At 63.9% G+C, this 20,063-nt stretch carries 18 protein-coding genes; 7 read left to right on the top strand and 11 right to left on the bottom strand.

Features of this window, described 5'->3' with window-relative positions; all coding sequences use genetic code 11:
- Positions 1-57 precede the first annotated feature (57 nt).
- A complete protein-coding gene (locus BP26_RS0123390) occupies positions 58-1,806 on the bottom strand; it encodes an asparaginase domain-containing protein (RefSeq protein ID WP_051749334.1) in 1,749 nt (582 codons plus the stop codon).
- A 97-nt stretch (positions 1,807-1,903) separates the two neighbouring features.
- A complete protein-coding gene (locus tag BP26_RS0123385) occupies positions 1,904-2,368 on the bottom strand; it encodes an SRPBCC family protein (RefSeq protein ID WP_051749333.1) in 465 nt (154 codons plus the stop codon).
- A gap of 178 nt (positions 2,369-2,546) precedes the next feature.
- Between BP26_RS0123385 and BP26_RS0123375 the strand changes: the two genes are divergently transcribed.
- A complete protein-coding gene (locus BP26_RS0123375; protein WP_051749332.1) occupies positions 2,547-2,822 on the top strand; it encodes a hypothetical protein in 276 nt (91 codons plus the stop codon).
- A 71-nt stretch (positions 2,823-2,893) separates the two neighbouring features.
- Positions 2,894-3,082, top strand: coding sequence for a CrpP-related protein (locus BP26_RS0123370; protein WP_029922962.1), 189 nt, complete (start codon positions 2,894-2,896; stop codon positions 3,080-3,082).
- A 19-nt stretch (positions 3,083-3,101) separates the two neighbouring features.
- Here BP26_RS0123370 and BP26_RS0123365 read toward each other — a convergent pair whose 3' ends face one another.
- The 5 genes from BP26_RS0123365 to BP26_RS0123345 form a co-directional block, all read right to left on the bottom strand.
- Positions 3,102-3,890, bottom strand: a complete 789-nt coding sequence (locus tag BP26_RS0123365) for a DUF4184 family protein (protein ID WP_029922961.1) — start codon at positions 3,888-3,890, stop codon at positions 3,102-3,104.
- Between the two features lie 108 nt (positions 3,891-3,998).
- Positions 3,999-4,271, bottom strand: coding sequence for a hypothetical protein (locus BP26_RS0123360; RefSeq protein WP_029922960.1), 273 nt, complete (start codon positions 4,269-4,271; stop codon positions 3,999-4,001).
- A 27-nt stretch (positions 4,272-4,298) separates the two neighbouring features.
- Positions 4,299-5,066, bottom strand: coding sequence for a methyltransferase family protein (locus tag BP26_RS0123355; RefSeq protein WP_084183375.1), 768 nt, complete (start codon positions 5,064-5,066; stop codon positions 4,299-4,301).
- 29 nt (positions 5,067-5,095) lie between these two features.
- Complete coding sequence (locus BP26_RS0123350) at positions 5,096-6,781, bottom strand: AMP-binding protein (RefSeq protein WP_051749331.1); 1,686 nt, start codon at positions 6,779-6,781, stop codon at positions 5,096-5,098.
- Between the two features lie 167 nt (positions 6,782-6,948).
- Positions 6,949-7,149: a hypothetical protein gene (locus tag BP26_RS0123345; RefSeq protein ID WP_029922957.1), complete on the bottom strand. Its 201-nt coding sequence runs from the start codon at positions 7,147-7,149 to the stop codon at positions 6,949-6,951.
- A gap of 360 nt (positions 7,150-7,509) precedes the next feature.
- Here BP26_RS0123345 and BP26_RS0123340 point away from each other — a divergent pair, with 360 nt between their 5' ends.
- Genes BP26_RS0123340 through BP26_RS27080 form a run of 3 tightly spaced genes read left to right on the top strand, consistent with a single transcriptional unit; the run spans position 7,510 to position 13,080 of the window.
- Complete coding sequence (locus tag BP26_RS0123340; RefSeq protein ID WP_051749330.1) at positions 7,510-8,637, top strand: efflux RND transporter periplasmic adaptor subunit; 1,128 nt, start codon at positions 7,510-7,512, stop codon at positions 8,635-8,637.
- Complete coding sequence (locus BP26_RS0123335) at positions 8,630-11,758, top strand: efflux RND transporter permease subunit (RefSeq protein WP_051749329.1); 3,129 nt, start codon at positions 8,630-8,632, stop codon at positions 11,756-11,758. Before BP26_RS0123340 ends, BP26_RS0123335 begins: the two co-directional genes overlap by 8 nt.
- Entirely contained in the window at positions 11,755-13,080 is a 1,326-nt protein-coding gene (locus BP26_RS27080) for a TolC family protein (protein ID WP_036517798.1), read from the top strand. Before BP26_RS0123335 ends, BP26_RS27080 begins: the two co-directional genes overlap by 4 nt.
- 27 nt (positions 13,081-13,107) lie before the next feature.
- On the opposite strand, the gene BP26_RS0123325 is transcribed toward BP26_RS27080, so the two are convergent.
- From BP26_RS0123325 to BP26_RS0123315, 3 genes are all read right to left on the bottom strand, one after another.
- Complete coding sequence (locus tag BP26_RS0123325) at positions 13,108-15,693, bottom strand: protein kinase domain-containing protein (protein ID WP_029922954.1); 2,586 nt, start codon at positions 15,691-15,693, stop codon at positions 13,108-13,110.
- Positions 15,694-15,912: 219 nt separating this feature from the next.
- Positions 15,913-16,794 carry a hypothetical protein gene (locus BP26_RS0123320; RefSeq protein ID WP_029922953.1) on the bottom strand — a complete coding sequence of 294 codons (882 nt, stop codon included), beginning with the start codon at positions 16,792-16,794 and terminating at the stop codon, positions 15,913-15,915.
- Positions 16,795-16,803: 9 nt separating this feature from the next.
- Positions 16,804-17,622 (bottom strand): HEAT repeat domain-containing protein, encoded by an 819-nt coding sequence (locus BP26_RS0123315; RefSeq protein WP_029922952.1) that lies wholly within the window; start codon positions 17,620-17,622, stop codon positions 16,804-16,806.
- Positions 17,623-18,009: 387 nt separating this feature from the next.
- On the opposite strand from BP26_RS0123315, the gene BP26_RS0123310 reads away from it, so the two are divergent.
- A complete protein-coding gene (locus BP26_RS0123310; RefSeq protein WP_029922951.1) occupies positions 18,010-18,246 on the top strand; it encodes a hypothetical protein in 237 nt (78 codons plus the stop codon).
- Between the two features lie 28 nt (positions 18,247-18,274).
- Positions 18,275-18,634: a hypothetical protein gene (locus tag BP26_RS29870; protein WP_157572725.1), complete on the top strand. Its 360-nt coding sequence runs from the start codon at positions 18,275-18,277 to the stop codon at positions 18,632-18,634.
- 220 nt (positions 18,635-18,854) lie between these two features.
- Here BP26_RS29870 and BP26_RS29030 read toward each other — a convergent pair whose 3' ends face one another.
- Positions 18,855-19,952, bottom strand: a complete 1,098-nt coding sequence (locus tag BP26_RS29030; RefSeq protein WP_084183371.1) for a cytochrome-c peroxidase — start codon at positions 19,950-19,952, stop codon at positions 18,855-18,857.
- Positions 19,953-20,063 lie beyond the last annotated feature (111 nt).

The following is a 20,063-nucleotide window of genomic DNA, read 5'->3' as shown; positions in this document are numbered from 1 at the left end:
CAAGCAAGAGCCCGGCATTGCCGGGCTCTTGCTTGTGCAGGGGTGAAATGACTTCCCTCAGTGTGTCTGGAACACGTCCTGGTAAAGCGCCACCCGTTTCTTGATGGCGGCGATCTCGGCGGGCGTGGCATGCTCCGGGTCCGCCGCGTGCGGATACGGGCCGAACTTCATGATCGCCGCCGTCAGCAGCAGCCGCGCCTTGGTGGTGGTCAGGTTGTTGCCCTCGATGAACAGGTTGTCCGGGTTCACCTTGACCAGGCCGCGCGCGTCGCCGCGCGCCGTCTTCACCACCGGCAGGCCGCTCAGCACCGCCTTCTCCAGTGCCTTGTCCTGCGAGCCGGACATGGTGGAGTAGGGCGCCAGGCCTTCGCCGACGATGCCCGCCAGCGGGTATTTGCCCAGCAGCATGTCGATGCTGGCGGCGATGCCCTTCTCGGCGGCCGGGTCGGGCTCGCCGGTATCGTCGTACCAGACATCGCCCTTGAGCATCACCACCTTGGGGATTGCCGCAGGCAGCAGTTCGCCGGCGGCGTTCTTGATCTCCACCGGCACCGTCCTGAACGCGGCGTTCTGCCGCAGCAGGCCGTCCATATGGCCGGGCAGCTGCGTCACACGCACATCCGAATTCCAGGTGTGCTTCCGCGTCGGTACATTGGTGACATAGGGGCCGGCGGTCATCGAGCCGAGGATGCCGCCATAGCCGCCGGTATTGACGTAGCCGCCCGGATGCGCGTCGCCCTTTTCCACTTCGCGCGCGGAGAAGATCACCTCGTCCTGCACCATCACCGCGCCCAGGCGATTTTTGCCGCCGTCGTCCGCCCATACCTTCGACAGGATGTAGTCGATGGAGTCGAGGATGTTGCCGTCGCCGTCGGCGCTGACCAGGCCGCGGTTGCGATGTGCCGAGTTGGCCGCGATCGGCAGCGTCGTATCGACCATGATGTTCAGCCAGTAGGCGCTGTCCTCCACCGAGGGACTGCCTTCCAGCCAGAGAGCGCCGGCATACTGCCCGCTGGCCAGCGCCTTCTGCACGAAGTTCACCGAGCGGGCGAGCATGGTGCGCGGCGGCGAAGCGGCATAGGGCCCATAGCTGAAGAAGTCGACGCCGAGCTTCTCGGGCGCGATGTCGCCGCTGCCGGTGTCGGTACGCTGCGCCGCGGGCAGGCCCTTGGTGTAGCCGCCGGCCGGCACCGCGCGGTAGAAATCGTAGTCCGCCTTGGCATTGATCTCGCCGCCGTTGCGCTCGATCTCCTCGAAGATGCGCGAAGCGTTCGGCACGAAGGTCTGGCGCGCTTCCGAGAACGGCGCCCCAGGATGCGTCGCCTGGCCCTCCCAGGCCTGGCCGTTGGCCTGGCGCCCCATGTAGGGCAGTGCATACAGCCCGTCCTCGGGCTTGAGCGTCACCGCGTAGACCGGCTTGTCGGTGGAGTTCTTGCGCTCCTTGGAGAACGCGCCCTTGGCGTCGACGTAACCATCCGGCGGCGCGTAAAGCTCCTTCACATCCGCTTCCAGCGGGTGCGCGGTATACATCTCGACATAGACCGTGACCGGCGCGGCCAGCCGCTGGTAGCGCGGCCAGTCCGTCATGGTCTTGCCCCACTTGTCCTTGAGCAGGGGCAGGCCGTACTGCTCGCGCGCCTTGTTGCTGGTGATCAGCGGCTTGTTGTTCTGGATGGTGGCGGTGGGGCCGGAGAAGACGGCGATTTTCGGCTTGGCCGTATCCGCGGCCTGCGCTGTCGCCGCGCCGATGCCCATGGCGAGGATGCCGGCGAGAATCGGCGCAAAGCGTTTCGAGGGGGAAAGCATGTGGGCGGTCCTGGATGTGCGCCGCTGTTGCGGCGCTTGCAGCTAGGACGGGATAACCCACGCTTCCCCTACCATGCGGTTTCGGCGTTCCTTAGCCTCAACCGCCTTCGCCGGCGTGTTTCCTGGCCAGCGCCGCGCTGGTCGCGCTGCGCCATTCCTCCATCATCGCGCGGTAATGATCCTCCTCGAGAAACCCCCGCACGAACTTCCGTCCCGGCGCCCCCAAACCGGTCAAGGTGTAGCGCACCCGGACATCGGTGCCGCCGGAAGCCGCCGCGCTGCACACCACATCCACCAGCCCGATGTTCGAATCCTGCGCCAGCCGGGCATAACTGACCCGGCCGTCCTCGGGGCGGTAGTCGATGACGATCCAGGTGGTCTCGCGGTCGTCGTGGCCGCGGGTACGGAAGCTGCTGCCGCGCGCTTCGGCGCCGCTCAGCATCTCGGGTTCCCAGCCGGCCGCCCAGGCGCGCTCGCCTTCCGCCGTGAACAGGGGGAAGACCTGCGCCAGCGGCGCATCGAGGTGAAAGCTGCCGACCCGGCTGGCGGGAGTATTGGACATGGCGCAGGGACTCCACAAGCCGAGGCACAGGACGAGAGCCGCATTTTTCCATTTCGCAAGAAATGATGGCATGGGCGTGGCCCCGTGTAGTTGGTGTATATGTACCAATGTACCAAATGATAAAATCATCCGCAACCCATGCCATCCTTCGAGCCGTCCTGCCGCCCCGGAATCCGTCATGCCCTCCGCCAAATCCCCCAAGCAGCCGCAGCCCCGCGAGGTCGAGCGCATCCAGACCGGCGTACGCCTGGAAAAGCGCCTGCTCAAGGTGCTCAAGGGCCTGGCCGAATATCTGGACATGTCCCTCGGCGACCTGCTCGAAGGCATCGCCCTGCATGCGCTGGAGAACAAGGCTCCGTTCAAACCCTCCACGCTGGAGAAGATCGCCGACCTGAAGCGCGTCTACGGCCTCGACCTGGGTGCCGGGGACAGCCACCGGCTGCGCGAACCCTAGGGGAGGGAGGGGCTGGCAAGAAACCTGCTTGGAGAAAAGCGTCAGCTACCTGTTTGTGGAGAAGGTTCGTGATGGATGCCCTGGAGATCCAGCAGCAAGGCGCCCACGCCCGGGTGCGCGGCGAGCACATGGTCGCCAACCCGTACTACAAGGCGCGCAACATGCCCTTCAGCACCGGCGAGTCCACGGAAGAGTGGAACCAGAAGGCCGTGGCCTGGCGCCGCGGCTGGGAGCAGGAAAACTACCAGCTGGAAGAATGAGCGACAGCCGACCGGCAATTCAAGGCTGCGGACGCCGCCGGTGCTTCAGCCGGAACAGCAGTGTCGAACCGAGCGCCAGCAGGCCGGCATAGAACGTTGCGAAATGCACCCATAGCTGGAACAGGAACGCCGTCCGAGCCGTAGCGCCGTGAAAGGCCGCCGCCGCATTCCAGGCAAAGGGCAGGCTCCCGCCCAGCGCAACCACGCCCAGGCCGCCGAGCAGGAATTGGCGCCAGCGCTCCTCCTTGCTGTCCGACTCCTCCGGCAGTGCCTGCCGGCACAGCCAGGAACGGTAAGCCCATATCAGGATCAGGCCGCCGGCGACGCTGCTCAGCCATTGCAGCCATTCGTAAAGCGGAATCGCCTGGCCGCCGATGAACAGCGCCGGATCGTTGAAAAAAGCCAGGTGCTGCGGCCCCCAGCGGCCGCGATGGGTGAAACCGTCCCAGGCGATATGCGTCCAGGCGCCCAGCAACACCGAGGCCGCGGCAATGCCGAGGCTGGCCAGGCCGGGCCAACGGCGGCGGTTTGCCGCCAACGGGGTGAGGGCAGCCCGATGCGGTTGCGGCAGCACAAAACACAGTGGCTGCCTCAGCCAATGCAGCGAGGCCAGCAGGATCAGGCCGACCGGCAGGCCGGGGAAGACGATGCCGGCCAGGCTGTGCGTCTCCCGGTGCGCGGCCAGCCCGGGGATGTAATAGCCGATATCCGGAACGATGCTGCCGACGAGCAGCCCGACGAAATCCAGGCGCGGACAGAAACGCCGCAACGGCAACACCGCGGCAGGGTGCGACAGGGTGAAGGGCATGATCCGCTCCGCGATTGCATCGATGCGGCAATGGTGCGGGTCGCGGATGCAGGCAGGGAGGCGCTGCCGTGCAATTATGGTGCAGCCATCGCAGCCGGCTGCGTGCCCTCAGTTGGCCGGAAACACCCCGCGCCGCGCCGGCACGAACCAGGTCAGGCCGAACAGGATGGTCAGCGGAATCACGCGCGAGGCCGAGGGATTGCGGCTTCTCAGCATGCGGAAGACGAAGGGCAATTCCACGATATGGCTGATCAGCATGGTGGTGGCCAGCGACACCACCCAATGCTTGTCATGGCCGGAGCAGAGCAGCCACAGCGCCGCCAGCCAGAACACGATCTGCACGCAGTGCGCGGGATACCAGAAGTAAGGCTTGTCGATCATGGCGTGGGCGCATCGGTGGGGACTCCTTTATAGCAAGCCCGGCACCAGCCACCAACTGTTTTTTTTGTAGGCCGCCCACTCCGGGTAGCGCGACATGCTGGCTTCCTTCATCACCATGTTCACCGCGAACAGGGCGCTCCAGAAATAAGCCAGCACCACCACCGGGAACCAGTGCCAGACCAGCATGGCGAAAGCGCCGTAGATCATCATCTCGCCAAGGTAGTTGGGATGGCGGATGTACCGGTACACACCATCCGTGATCAGCCCGCGCTTGACCTGCAGCGTGTAGAACTTCTGCGCATCGGCGGCCACCATGATGGCGCAGCCGAAGTAGCACAGCGAAATGCACACGCAGTACCAGGCCGCGTCCGGCAAGGGGTAATGCGGCTGCGCCGTCCCGGAGATCAGCAGCCAGCCGAAGCTCCAGTACAGCCCCAGCCCGAACAAGGCATAGAGGCTGCTGGGCACGGTGATGCGCACCTGCCAGTTCGGATCGGGAAAGTTCAGGTCCTTGAGCAGCCAGGTCAGGCCGTAGCTGCCGTGCAGCGCCAGATAGATCCAGGCAGCCGTCGAAGTGGCCGCGGGCGTGCGCCCCGCGTAGAACCACATCAGGAAACCGAGGAAGAAGAAGGTGCCGCCCTTCTGGAAATTGATGATCCAGGAAAACTTCAGAGGCCGTGGACCGCCGAGGGCATCGTGCAGCAGCCAGTCGTTGATGCGGCGCATGCGCTGCGCCCAGGCCGGCGCGCTGCGGGATGTGTCGGCTTGAGCGACGGGACGGGTGACGGTATTCATGCGTCTGCCTCCTTGGATGCCGCGTTCGCTTACTGCCAGATCACCGCCTGCTTGTGGCTGGCCCAGCGTTCGAAATGCTCGCCGTAGTGCTTCTCGATCACCGGACGCTTCACCTTGAAGGTGGGCGTGATGAAGCCGTTGTCCACCGTCCACTGTTCCGGCACCACCGCCACGAAATCCATCTGCTCGTGCGGATCGAGCTGGGCGTTGACGCGGTCCAGGTGCTCCCGCAGCGACTGCGTCAGCTCCGCGCGCGCCTGCGCCTCGCGGCAGCGCTCCCATTCCGCCTGGCTCAGCATCAGCAGGGCGAAGGGCTGCGGGAAGGCAACGCCGGTGACGCAGCAGGCCTCCACCTTCGGATGGGTGCCGAGCCGGTTCTCGATCGGCGCCGGCGCCACGTATTTGCCCTTGCTGGTCTTGAACTGCTCCTTGGCCCGCCCGGTGATGCGCAGGCGGCCCTCGCTGTCCAGTTCGCCGACGTCGCCGGTGCGCAGGAACCCGTCCTCGGTGAAGGCCTCGCGGGTCTTCTCCTCGTCCTTGTAGTAGCCGAGCATCGCGCCGGGCGTCTTCACCAGGATTTCGCCGATGTCGGAGAATTTCGCCTCCACGCCCGGCCAGGCATAACCCACCGTGCCGGGGCTGCTGCGGCCAACGCGCGCGCAGTGGGCGAGGGCGAAGTTCTCGGTCATGCCGTAGATCTCCAGCATCTCCAGCCCCAGGCCGCGGAACCAGCGCACGATGTCCGGCGGCAGCGGCGCGGCGCCGGTACAGGCGTAGCGCACCGCATCCATGCCCAGCTGCTTCAGGATCTGCTTCTTCACCAGCCGGCCGAACAGGGGAATGCGGAACAGCCGGTCGAGCTGCTCCTTCGGCTTCTTCGCGAACACGCCCTGCTGGAACTTGGTCCACAGCCGCGGCACCGAGCCGAACACCGTCGGCCGCGCCCGTTGCAGGTCCGCGGCGAACGTCTCCAGGCTCTCCGAGAAAAACACATGGCAGCCGTAGCGCAGCGACATCGCCTCCACCAGCACCCGCTCCGCCACATGCGCCAGCGGCAGGTAGGAAATCACCCGGTCCTGAGCATTGCAGCCGAAGTAATCGCCGATGGTCTTGATCGAGATGGCGATGCTGCCGAAGGTGTGCATCACCCCCTTGGGCATGCCGGTGGTGCCGGAGGTATAGATGATGGTGGCCAGGTCGCCGGCGCCGCGCACCGGGCGGCCCTGCATCGGCAAGGTCCTGGCGACGATGTCTTCCCACTGCGGGCAGTCGATCGTGGGCGCCAGCGGGAAGGCGATATGCAGCACCTGCTCCGGGATGCCCGGCGCCATGGTGTCCCAGGCGTCCAGCTTGCCGATGAAGCAGGCCCGCGCCCCGGAGTGTTCCAGGATCTGCCGCACCGAGGCGGCGGTCAGCGTCGGGTAGATCGGCACGCTGACGTAGCCCGCCATCCAGATGGCGTAGTCCGCCAGCAGCCACCAGGCGCAGTTCTTGGAGAGGATCGCCACCCGCGTGCCGGGTTCCCAGCCGAAGGATTGCAGGTGCGTCGCCATGCGCCGCGCCTGCTCGACCGCGTCGGCCCAGCTGAAGTCGCGCACCGCGCCGCCGCCCAGGGGCTGCGTCAGATAGATTTCCCCGGCGCGTTCCGTTTCCCAACGCCACAGGCGTTGCAGCGGCAAATCATCCTGATGCAGTTGCGGCGCAGATTCGGACATGGCTCCTCGGCCCTCCGGCTCAACGGCCGGAGTAATTATGATTACTGCCGGTCGACGGAAAGGCTCGCCGGCGGCCTATGGTAGACCGCCCGCCGCTCTGCGCAAAAGGGGTGCCCGCCCCTCGCGAGCAAAAAGAATGCTTACCGTCCGGTGCGGACGGCGACGCGCTAGGACGCGAGGATGCGCGAAGCGCTTTCCGTCAGCGCGAGATTTCCATCCCGGTCGAACTGCACCAGCCGCAGCCGCGCGAAGGCGTTGAGGTCGTCGAGATAGAGCGGGGGCGTGGCTTTGCTGTCGGCTTTCGCATCGCGGATCTGCCGGAGCAGATTCAGCCGCTGCGGCGTGATCGCCGTATCTGAAGGTCGCATGGAAGCTCCTGGGCCTGCCGGAAACGCGCGCCATCTTTAGCATGGCCGGCAAGCGCCTTCCAAGTCCCCGCAGTGCAGCACCGGCCTTGCGGCAACTGCGGTAACACTTGAGGATTCCTGCCTAAGCAGTTGATCGGCCACAACGCATGCTTCGGCTTTCCGCAGCGTGCGGGGGTGCGAAAATTTTTCTCTGATGCGCCAGCCGGCCGGCTTTCGCAGCGGCCCTTTCAGCATGCCGGAACGCCCCGCGATCGCGGGGGCTGATCATTCGACCTCATGCTGTCATGCTGGCGAACAAATACTTACCGCTTTTACACGCCGTCGATGATCATCGACGCGGGGGCCTTGGGAGAGGCGTACATGGGATATTGCGGGAGAATCTGCTGCGTCCTGCTGGCCGGCTGGCTGAGCGCCTGCCACGGCCGGGATGCCGCCGGCGGCGACGCCGCGGCCGAGGCCACCCATGTGCGCGAGGGCGAGCTGATTGTGGTGCCGGAGAAATCGGCCCTGCGCCAGGTCCTGGCCATCGCCCCGGCGCAGAAACAGCTGGCGCAGACCCCCTTGCAGGCACCGGCCACGCTGGAAGCCGACCCGGCCAAGGTCGCCAACATCCTGCCGCCGGTGTCAGGCCGCATCAGCACCCTCTATGTGCACCTGGGCGATACGGTCAAGGCCGGGCAGCCCCTGTTCAGCATCGCCTCCGCCGACCTGGCCGCGGCGCGCTCCGACCTGCGCCACGCCCGCATCGCCCTGACCCAGACCAGGAAGACCCTCGACCGCCAGCAGGACCTCGCCGAGCACCACATCGCCGCGCAGAAAGACCTGGAGCAGGCCCAGGCCGACTACGAGGGCGCGCAGAGCGAGTACGAGCGCGCGGCCACCGTGTTCCGCGTCATGGGCGTTCCGATGGAAGGGGACGGCGAGGGCGCCTCCTCGCGCGAGCTGACCGTGCGCTCGCCGCTGGCCGGCCGCATCTCCATGCTCAACCTCGTCCCCGGCACCTATGCCAACGACAACACGGCGGCCTTGCTCACCGTGTCCGACGCCTCCACCATCTGGTTCACCGCCAGCGTGCAGGAGAAGGATCTCGACCGGGTGCGCCCCGGCGAGGCGGTCAGCGCCACCGTGCAGTCCTTCCCCGGCGAGACCTTCCAGGGCAAGGTGCAGTTCGTCGCCGACCAGCTCGATGCCGACACCCGCACCATCAAGGTCCGCGTCGCCTACGACAACCGCGAGGATCGCCTCAAGCCCGGCATGTTCGCCAATCTCGAGTTCCAGGGCCAGCCGCACGAGGCGGTGCTGGTGCCGACCACCGCCCTGATCCAGAGCGGCGACCGGACCGTGGTCTTCGTCGAATCGCAGCCGTGGAAGTTCGAGGCGCGACCGGTGCTCACCGGACCGCAGGACGGCGCCTCCACCGAGATTCTCAAGGGGCTGGACGGCGGTGAGCGCATCGTCGTGCGCCAGGGCGTGCTGCTCAATGATTGAGCGCATCATCGCGCTGTGCCTGCACCGCAGGACCATCGTCTGGGCGGTATTCCTGTTCGTCGCGGTCTACGGCTGCATCTCCTTCCGCCAGATGCCGCTGGAAGCCTATCCGGACATCGCCAACACCAGCGCCCAGATCATCACCAAGGTGCCGGGCCTGGCGGCCGAGGACGTGGAGCAGCAGATCACCATCCCGATCGAGCGGGCCATCGCCAACACCCCCGGCGTGGAAGTGACGCGCTCGGAGAGCACCTTCGCCCTGTCGCTGATCGCGGTCGAGTTCAAGGACGGGGTGGAGGACTACTGGGGCCGCACGCGCCTGCGCGAGCAGCTCAGCGGGCTGCCTCTGCCGTACAGCGCGGTACCGACGCTCGATCCCCTGAGCAGCCCCACCGGCGAGATCTACCGCTACACCCTGGAATCCCCGACGCGCAGCCTGCGCGAGCTGTCCGAGCTGCAATTCTGGACCGTGATCCCGCGCATCAAGCAGGTGCCGGGCGTGGTCGATCTGACCAATTTCGGCGGCATCACCACGCAGTACCAGCTGCTGCTCGACCCGGCGCGCATGGTCGAGTACGGCCTGACCCTGTCCCAGGTCACCGCCGCCATCAAGGCCAACAACAGCAATGCCGGCGGCAGCGTGGTCAACCGCGGCGAGCAGGGCTTCGTGGTGCGCGGCGTCGGCCTGGTGCAGAACCTGCAGGACCTCGGCAACGTCGTCGTCAGCAGCAGCAAGGGCGGGGTGCCGGTGCGCATCGGCGACCTCGGTACCGTCACCCTCGGCAACCTCGAACGCCACGGCATCCTCGGCATGGACCGCCAGCCCGATCACATCGAGGGCATCGTGCTGCTGCTCAAGCACCAGAACGAATCCGCCACCCTCAAGGCCCTGCATGCCGCGGTCGACGAACTCAACGCCAGCGGCTTGCCGCCGGACGTGAAGATCGTGCCCTTCCTCGACCGCAGCACCCTGATCCACGCCACCGAGCGTACCGTGGCGCTGACCCTCGGCGAGGGCCTGCTGCTGGTCGGCGTGGTGCTGCTGCTGTTCCTCGGCAGCCCGCGCGCCGCGGCCATCGTGGCGCTGACCATCCCGCTGTCGCTGCTGTTCGCCTTCATGATGATGCACCAGCTGCGCGTGCCGGTGAACATGCTCTCCCTGGGCTCGGCCGACTTCGGCATCCTGGTCGACGGCGCCATCGTCATGCTGGAGAACATGCTGCGCCACCGCGAGGAAGCGGAAGGGCGCATCCTGACCCTGCGCGATTCCTACGCCGCCGCCATCCAGGTCGGCCGCCCGGTGTTCTTCGCCGTGCTGATCATCATCACCGCCTACCTGCCGCTGTTCTTCTTCGAAGGCATCGAGTACCGCCTGTTCTCGCCGATGGCCTACGCCCTCGGCTTCTCCCTGCTCGGCGCCCTGCTGGTGGCGCTGTGCCTGGTGCCGGGCCTGGCCTACGCTGCTTACCACCGCCCGCACCGCGTGTTCCGCAACCGCCTGGTCGAGCGCGCCAGCTACCGCTACCGGCATTTCCTGCTGATCTTCATCCACCGCACCGGCCTCGCCGTCGGCGTGGCGGCGGTGGCCCTGGCTGGCGCGGCCCTGCTCGGCTTCACCACCGGCCGCGACTTCCTGCCGGAACTGGACGAGGGCTCGATCTGGCTCCAGGTCTCGCTGCCGCAGAGCGTGTCCCTGCAGAAGGCCGCCGAGATGGCCGGCGAGCTGCGCCAGGCCACCCTGGAGTTTCCCGAAGTCAGCCACGTCATGACCCAGGTCGGCCGCAACGACGACGGCACCGACTCCTTCACCCCCTCGCACATCGAGTGCGCCGTGGCCCTGCGCCCCTACGCCGAGTGGAAATCCGGCATCAGCAAGGCCGCGCTGATCGAGAGAATGGCCGCCCGCTACAAGCGGATGCCCGGCTTCGACGTCGGCTTCACCCAGCCCATGATCGACGGCATCTACGACCAGATCGCGGGCGCCCACAGCCAGCTGGTGGTGAAGGTCTTCGGCCAGGACTTCGAGGAGCTGCGCCGCATCGCCGGCGCGGTGTCCGACACGCTCAAGACCATCCCCGGCGCCGCCGACGTCAGCATCGACCAGGAGCCGCCGTCGCCGCAGCTGCGCATCTCTCTCGACCGCCAGGCGGCGGCGCGCTATGGCCTCAACGCCGACGATATCTCCAACCTCATCGGCAGCGGCGTCAGCGGCGCCGCGCTCACCCAGATCTACGTCGGCGAGCGCGTCTACGACATCGTGGTGCGCTTCCGCGGCGCCGTCCGCGACGATCCGCAGAAGCTCGGCGAGCTGCAGCTGGTCTCGCCGAACGGCGCCCACGTCTCGCTGTCGCAGATCGCCCACATCGAAGTGCGCTCCGGCGAGAGCGTCATCACCCGCGAGATGGGCCGCCGCCACCTCACCGTCACCCTCAACCTGCGCGGCCGCGACCTCGGCGGCTTCGTCGACGAGGCGAGGGCGACGCTGGAAAAGCAGGTGCAGTACGACCACCGCGCCTACCACCTGGCCTGGGGCGGCCAGTACGAGAACGAGCAGCGCGCCCAGAAGCGCCTGTTCCTGATCGTCCCCATCACCCTGGGCCTGATGCTGGTGCTGCTGTACAGCGCCTTCGGCACCCTGCGCCACCCGCTGCTGATCATGCTGGCGGTGCCGCTGGCCGCCATCGGCGGCTTCCTCGCCATCCAGCTGCGCGGCATGACCCTCAACGTTTCCAGCGCCGTCGGCTTCGTCGCCCTGTTCGGCGTGGCGATCCAGAACGCCATCATCATGGTCGCCAACCTCAACCGCTGGCGCGACCTCGATACTTCGCTGTTGCAGGCGGTGCTCAAGGGCGCGCGCGAGCGCTTCCGCCCGGTGCTGATGACGGCGGTGGTGGCCATCGTTGGCCTGCTGCCGGCTGCGCTCTCGCACAGCCTCGGCAGCGACGTGCAGCGCCCCCTGGCCACGGTCATCATCGGCGGCCTGCTCACCGCCACCGCATTGACCCTGCTGTTGCTGCCGACGCTTTATTTCTGGATCGAGACCTGGACCCGGCGCCGCCTGAAGGAGCGCCCGCCCAGCACCGACCGCACCCTCGATGCGGTCATAGCGGAGGGCGAATGAACGCCATCAAGACGCGCCTGCTGGCGGCGGCGCTGGCGCTGCTCAGCATCCACGCCGCGGCACAGGACAGTGCGGCCGTCGTTGACGCGGCCCCGGTCAAGTACGACGAATACCTGGCCGAGGTGCTGCGCGCCAACCTCGACTACGCCACGCAGAAGTACAACGTCACCATCGCCGAGGCCGGCATCTCCATCGCCCGCCTGTTCCCGGACCCGACCGTCACCGCCGGCATCGCCTCCACCGAGGTCTATGGCCCGACTCACCGCGCCTATCCCACCTCGCCGACCTTCGGCCTGGGCTGGACCATGGAGCTGGGCGGCAAGCGCGGCGCGCGCATCGCCCTGGCCAGGGACACCCTGAAGCAGACCCAGGCCAGCCTCGACGACTTCCTGCGCCAGCTCAAGGCCACCGCCACCAACGCCTTCGTCGACAGCCTCAAGGCGCGGCTGGTGGTGCAGCGCAAGCAGGACACCCTCAAGGGCTTCGAGGAACTGGTCGCCCTCGACGAGATCCGCTACAAGGACGGCGACATCGGCCAGCTCGAGCTGTCCCAGGCGCGCGTCGCGCGCGACCAGTTCCTCGGCGAATCGCTCTCCGCCGAGTCGGACGTCAAGGTGGCCGACGCCACGCTGTCGCAGTTCGCCGGCGGCGGACTCCAGGGCCGCCCCCCGGTGGGCGAGCTGGACGCGCCGCCGCGCAACTTCGACCTGAGCCAGGCCCTCGATGCGGCGATGAAGAACCGCAGCGACGTCCTCGCCGCGCAGAAGGCGGTGGACGTCGCCGCCGACAACCTCGGCCTGGCCAAGGCCAACCGCTGGGTCGACCTTGGTCTCAATCTTACCTACACCCACACCCGCGCCATCTATTCCGATCCCGGTGTGCTGGACAAGACCGGCCAGTCCTTCCCCCCGGAAAGCGCCCGCAACGACGCTCTCGGCGCCACCGTCACCGTGCCGATCCCGTTCTCCAGGCTCCAGCACGGCGAACTGACCCAGGCCGAGGCCGCGCTGTCGCAGGCCCAGCTGCAGCTGCGCGTGGCCCAGCTCCAGGCCCGCACCGACGTCATCAGCGCCTACGCCCAGTACACCGCGGCAGCGAAGGCGCTCGCCGCCTACCGCGGCAGCATCCTGCGCGAAACCGATCAAACCCTGGTGGACACGAAGTACGCCTACCAGCGCGGCGCCATCAGCATCGTCGAACTGATCCAGGCGCAGCAGGCCACCAACGACATCTACCTGGCCTACTACGACGCCCTCTCCGCCCACGACAAGGCCCTGCTGGCCCTGCTGCTGGCCGAAGGCGACAAGGATTTCTCGCTGTAGGGAAAGCTCCGAGCCCTTCAAATATCGTCATTCATCAGGCGTATTTTTATCCGCTGAAGTTATATACCGCAGAGATATCTGCCGATGTTTGGCATCCTGCACTTCCGGAGCATCAGGACCGAGAGGCGACAACTCCTTCACCACAGCGCCGAAATAGGTGATTGCCGACGACCTGTCCCGCTTGCGCTCGGCAAATAGGCCGCGCAAGTAGTCGAGTTGACCGGCGATGATCACGTGCTCGACCGGTCCAAGAGGTAATTGAGCGAGCATGCCGCTCACCTCGTCGATAATCTGGCCCACTTCCGGATCGTGCTTCGCCGCAACCAGCTCATAGGCGCCGAGGAGCAACGCCCTGCGATACATATAATCATCCCTGGGCAAGGTCTGTCGTGCTAGACGGATCGTTTCTTCTGCCATTTCGACAGCGGACTTGGTGTACGCAGCATTGGTTTCGGCCAGGCCTGACAGGGATCTTGTCAACTGAAGGCGGGCGCGCCAAGTCCAGAGGCTGGCTGGTCCATAGTGGGCGCTGAAATCCGAAAGCACCCGACGCTCGGTTTGGACCGCGTCAGTCCACCGGCGCGTTTGTATGTAAAGGTCGCCCAAATCCTGCAGCCCGAAGTCTACTTCGGTGCTGTCTACGCCGTACAAGGTAGTTAGTCCCGTGACTGCAATGTGAAACTCTGCCTCAGCCGCTGGGAAATTATGACTCGATCCGAATTCATTCGCGTAACCGTGTCCCAAGGTGCGGTGCAGGTCGAGAGCGATGCGACTGTTAACGCCGTAGGCATTTTCAATATGGGGCATCAGTTTCGTGGCCTGATCCTGAGCGGCGGCGGAGCGACCGTTCAGGATCAGGCTTTTGATATAGGTCAGGCGGGTCTGGTCAAGCCAGCGCAATTCTTCAGGGTTGGGTTGCGGAGGATAATGCGCGAGTGCTGCTTCGAGTATGGGCAGCGCTTCTTCATCCCGCGCTTCCATCGAAGCCAGACGCGCACGTATCAAAGCCGCTTTGAGCGCTACAAGATCCGATTCCGGGAGAGTATGGCGTAGGGTTTCATCCAGCGGTCGGAACTCGGGGGCGAGTTTTGCCTGCGGCTCTGTGAGCAGCCGGTAGGTGAACTCGTCGACTCTGGCCGACAGAGTACGGCGATCGACTGGGCCGTAAAGCCGAGAATAAAGTTCCGCTGCCCGGTGCGCCAGCTGCGCAGCTTCGACCGGATCACTCAGGGTCGAAAGCGAGTCGGCAAGCGACTGGTCGAGCGCCGCGGCGACCGGCGCGCTGTTGGAAAGCTTGGGCGAGATTTCCTGGATGCTCTCCAGCACCGCCTTTTTCAGCGTTACATCAACGTGTCCACCGTAGTCGGGACTGGCTTGGCGGACGAGATCCTTGCCCAGGAAATCGGCGACGGCCCGCGCGATCTGTTCGTTCTCTGTGGCGATGCGGGCACTTTCGGCGGCTGCGGCGGCGGCATGCCGGGCCTGCAGCATCAGACTCCAGCTGACGGCGGCAGCAAGGAGCAGCACCCCGGCGGCAGCAATCATCCACGGCCGTCGCGCGCGCGTTCGTTCCAAAGCTTGTTTGAGGGCGGCGTTTCGGACCTGGGCTTGGCGTTCGCGCTCCAATTGCTCGCGCCGCTCAGGAATCGAGCGTAGCCGTTGCGCGAGCAGTAGTGCCGATGACAGGCGGCGCTCCGGATCGCGGTGAATGGTCGCGGCGATGTCGTCGCGTAAAAGCTCATCCGCCACGTCGGCTTCCCAGCCAAAGGCCAGGGGCCGCATTTCCCCGATCGTCAATTGATAAAGCATGACGCCAAGAGAATAGATGTCGGATTGCACGCTCGGAGTGCCACCGAACTGAAGCTCCGGAGCCATGTAGGTCGGAGTACCTGCATTGGCTACGGTACGGGTAAAACCAAGACGGGTAACGCTCAAGGCCTCCGGCCCGGCAGTGTCCAGCAGCAGGCCGGTGCCAAAATCACACAGGCGCACCTGGATCCTTTCAGCTTCGTCCAGTACCAGGATGTTTTGAGGCTTGAGGTCATTATGCAACACACCGACCGCATGGACAGCTGTCACCGCCTCGGCGGCAAGCACTAGCACCTGCAGGCGGGTGTCGAGCGGGATGTTCTGCAAGCCACCCCTTTGCGCTGCCCAGGATCGCATGTCCTGGCCCCAGCGTTCGGCCTCGGTATAGTAAGGCGGGGTTTCAAATTGCCATTCGAGTAGAGCCGGTACCGGCGCCCGATCGGCAAGGGTTTCCCGCAAAACACGAAACAGAGTGGATTCACGCTTGAGTGCCCTGAGCCGCTCGGCGTCCGCACAGAACTTGAAGACGTGCTGCTCGCGCGTTTTGGAATTGGTCGCGATCCAGGAATCCCCATAACCGCCGCTATCCAGATGCTCGGTCAAGCGCCAATGCGGCCGGCCGGGTACCACATCGCCCAGCTTGAGTGCCGAATTCTGGATGCGGCGCGGCCGGCTACGCCGTTCCACCTTGGCCGAAAAGCGGTAGCCGATCTTGGACACCGTCGTGATGATTTCTCGGCTGTCGTCCTTCAGCAGCTTGCGCAACTTGCTGATGGCGTTCGTCACGTTGGTGACGGGCGTCATTGACGATTCGGCCCGACCAGGCAGTCGCGATGATCTCTTCGGTGGAGACGACATTCCCGGCATGCCGTAATAGGAGAATAAGCAGATCGAGCGGCCGCGGCTCGATCTCTACCAGTTCGCCGCCGACCCTCAGCTCGCGCGAGCCTTCGTCAAGCTCGGCGCCGCCAAATCGCCATGTGGCGGTGACGTCTTCCGACAGCACATATGGCTCACTACTACTCATCCGTTAGTGAGGCCCGAAATCTTATGGCTGGCCAGATGGCTAACAAGGGCGTCGGTATCGCCGGACGCACGTTCCCACAAAGCCGTGGTCCGTTCAGGCACGAGCTTGGATAGGGCTTCGTAGGCTGCCAGGCGCGTACGCGGACATGGACTGGCCACGATCAGGTCGTCGAGAAGCTGCTGCGTATTGCCGTCACCGATCAAGCCCGCCAGACGCAGCATTGCCGATCGGCGAGAACTTGGCAGCTCGGGCGCATAATCGCGCAAGGTAGCGGTTTTCATATCGACCATGTGTTGGTCGCCGATTTCGTGGAGGATCATGAGTGCCACACTGATGCTGAGCTTTTCGGGCGGCAAACGATGGACTACCTCGCCGTGGGGCAGGAACATGACCGCTTGGTCGACACTCAGTCGCACCCGCTCAACGAAGGTGAGCGGGACCGGCTCGCCTGGGTAGCCGATGATCGCGGCCGGATCGTAAGCGTAAAGGTCGTTGATCAGGCCCGGTCCGAAATGGCCGGTCATGAGACAGGGAAAGCTTTGCCCTGTGCCGCAATTGTAAATAGCGGCTTGTTCTCGATATGTCGGCGATCCGGCAGCTTCGGCGGCTGGCCAAATATCCGCTCGCACGTAGAAATCCATGCCGCCACCGAGCACAACCACCTGTGTGGTGGGCACCCGCTGGTTGGAGAACAGGTCTCGCATCTGCTGGTGCAGGGCTAACAGAACTAGGTGGCGGTCATTGGCCAAGGCGCGTAGCATGGGTGCAACGGAAGCGACGCTTTCCGGGTCTTTGCAATCGACAGTCGAAGAGACGTGTTCGATAAAGTCGCCGAGGCTGACAACGTTCGTATTCTGGCAGGGTATAGTCAGGGCCATGCTGGACTCCTAAGAATCTGCGTCGAGCTTCTGCAGCGTCTTGGCGGCAGCGGCCTGCACTAAGGGATGGGGATCGTCGAGAGCGCGTTTGAGGAGAGGCCGCGCGGAACTCGCCTTGATCCGGGCGACATTTTGAATGGCGCTCCAGCGCACGGCATGATGGCGGTGGGTACTCAGCCATTCCAAAACCTCAAGTGAGGATGGATCTCGCAGGTTTCCCAACACGTCGGATGCAGCGCGCAATTGCATGTCGATGACATCGGCGTCGGTGGCCCACAGGGCCTTCATGGTGTTTCGGTCGAATATCCACTTGAGGCGTAATGCAAATGGCGTGGTCAGTACGACGGCGACCACAGGGGAATCGCCGGCGCCGGCCTGGAAGTCGTACACCATGTCTGGCTCGGCCAGAAGAATCTCTCCCGGTCGCGCCGTGACCCGGCCTGCTGGTTCCAGTCGGAGCTTGGGATCGAATACATCGTTCGCATGGGGCGGTAGATGGTACAGGTCGCAGTGGAGGCTCTGCGGGCCGATTGGCACGTACATGGCCGCCTCGGAGCTGCTTTGAAACGGTTGCTGGTCGCCGATGACACGCACCGCAATGGTCAGTCCATTGATCTGCTGGATGTCGAATTGCGGCCAGAACCAAAGGCCCGCGTCGGCCGGCTTGCGGAGCATCTCCGCCAGGTGACCGTTAACCCATAAAGCAGGGAAGCCACTCGAAGCAAAGATTCCAAATTCGTCCTTTAAGGACCAAAACTGATCTAGAGAACCGTCATAGGTGCTTGCGTGCTCAACGAATCGCTTGAGCGGCTCGCCGTAACTGTCCATGTCGTCGATAGCCTATTCGTCCGGGTGATATGAAGTGTTGGAGCCAAGCTTAGCCGCGCACGGGGCTTCCTGACCAGCGTCAAAACGTGTGATGTTCGTTGCTGCCAACCGGGGCGCTTCGCAGCCAAGTCCTGCATAAGTCATTGATTGTCTAGACGATAGAAAATCTGTGGCTAAAAAATAGAAATCCGATAGGACTTTTTCATTCGCCCTCCCTACTTTGGGCAAGTCCAGACGGCACGTTCCACTGTGCGTCTGTGACAACGGCGTGCAAAGCGTACAGATTGCAAAAGCCTGGAATGCACTGGAAGCGTCAGGATCACCGGAATAGGCACTGTGACACTACAACCACCTACAAAAACGTTGCTTTTCCATGGGCGAGGACCCGTGATCGACAGCATTCGCGCCACCACGGCCTCCATCCTGGTCTTCGGGGCGCCCGAGGGTACGGTAGAACAGATGACCCGTGATGGCTGGCATCGCAGTACTGAAGTCGTCGATGAGCGGGCGGCCGTAGCGGCGATCGTCGATCGGCTCGGTGCCGGCGGCGTCTACGTCAATGTGATCAAGACCGGCGCAGGCTACATCGTATGGACCAAGCCGCCCTCAGAGTCCTGCGAATAGATCGTGAAGTCAAGGGATTACTCGCAAAATGGATTTGCAGCAAGGAGAACAGATTCGTAGTCAGCCCAATCCGGATAAAAGCAGCGCGGCGACGATGCCGATTCTGGAAGCGCAATTGCGTCACATCGCACGCACCGAAGGCAACTTCGGTATCCTCGTGTTGCCGGTTATCGAGAAGAACAATGTGTGGTGGTGCCTTCGGTTACGCCTTCCCGACAATCCCCGAGAGCTGTGCGTGGTCGATGCAAATTTCGCGGAACGGCGCTGGCGCCAGCTCAATGCTCTGGTGCGTTTCATCATCCGCTCCTGCGGGCGTAATCGGCGGGTGACACTTGATCTCGAGGGGGTGCGACATGACATGCTGCGAACCCGAGGGGAGGCGCATTAAAACAACTTCGACAACAAAATAAAATTTGACCGCTGGTTCGTTTCGAGTCCGCAGCAATTACTGTTACGTGCGGGCTCCGGAGATACGTGCCATTGAGTCCCGTTGAGCCCGACAAGCGAGTTGGCTACGCTGACCGGCTACAGCCCAGAGTAGACGCGGACGAACGTCGGCTTCTGAGTATCTTGAGAATTGTAGTGACCACGACAGAATTCGTAGATTTCTATCGAGCTCCGAAGTCCTTTGCAATAGGGCTAGTAAGGGATTCCAGAAAGGCGACTATATCGCCCTTTTCTTGTGGCGTAAGAATCAGCGGGCGTCCCATATCCGCGCCCCTGTTGTAGAGTTCCATCTCGACCGCATCTTTCAACGACGCAACGCTTCCATCGTGCATGTAAGGGCCCGTGAGGGCCACGTTTCGAAGCGACGGCGTCCGGAATTTTCCGATGTCAGCAGGTTTCAATGTGACTACAAAACGCCCCAATTCCGCCAAATCCTCTTCACTCAGGACGGTCTGATCCAGACTTGTACCGGCCTGGCGAGCTTTTACTAACCGAGTCGTCAATTCCGCCAGCCGTGGGGCGATTCTCTGCAAGCCAACGTTGACGCTATGAAAGTCATTGTCGGTAAACAGCGCACTCTCCTTCCCGACGATGTGACAACTCGCGCATCCGGCGCGTCCCTCAAAGAGCAGAAGCCCCCGCTGTGCGTCAGCCGGAATCGCCTTTGAGTCTCCTCCAAACTGGAATCGGTCGAATGGGGAATCCCCGGCCAGCAGGATTCTCTCAAAGGAAGCCAATGCTCGGCCGACGTGTTCAGGCCGGATTCCTGCCGGTTCTACCGAAAATGCATTTCGAAATAATTCAACGTATTCCTGGTCATGCCTGATAATTGTGAGTAGGGCCTCATCATCCGAAAGGCCCTGTTCCCTTGGATTGACCAGTGGATCCAAGGCCTGTGCTTCGAGCGTTTGCCGCCGTCCATCCCAAAACTGTGAAGTGTTGAACCCCACATTCAACAACGTCGGTGCATTGCGTGTCCCGATGCGCCCTGCGGTTCCCTTGGCGAGCGAACGTCCGTCTGTAAATGCGAGTTCCGGCTTATGGCAGGTAGAGCAACTGATTGTTCCGTCTCGACTTAGCCGGGCGTCGAAGAACAGTTTCTTCCCCAAAGCAGAAATGTTGCCCTGTGCCGGATTGGTACTAGTGGGGCCTATAGCGGGAAGGCCCAATGCAGCGTTTTCAGCCGCCATCGCATCCGCTATGCAAGTCAATAGGATGCCTGTCAGTACCAGAACGATGGGTATTCGGGTGGAGAACATGAAGGAAATGGTATACCGGAAGGTACGAACTGTGACGTAGTCGACATCACTACAGATGAGCGGTGAAGGCTGGCGGTCAAACGGACAACTGATGTGGCTGTCATCCTTTTA

This window comes from Nevskia soli DSM 19509 (assembly GCF_000711955.1).
Taxonomy (GTDB): Bacteria; Pseudomonadota; Gammaproteobacteria; order Nevskiales; family Nevskiaceae; genus Nevskia; species Nevskia soli.
This window is presented reverse-complemented; position numbering and strand designations above follow the sequence as displayed.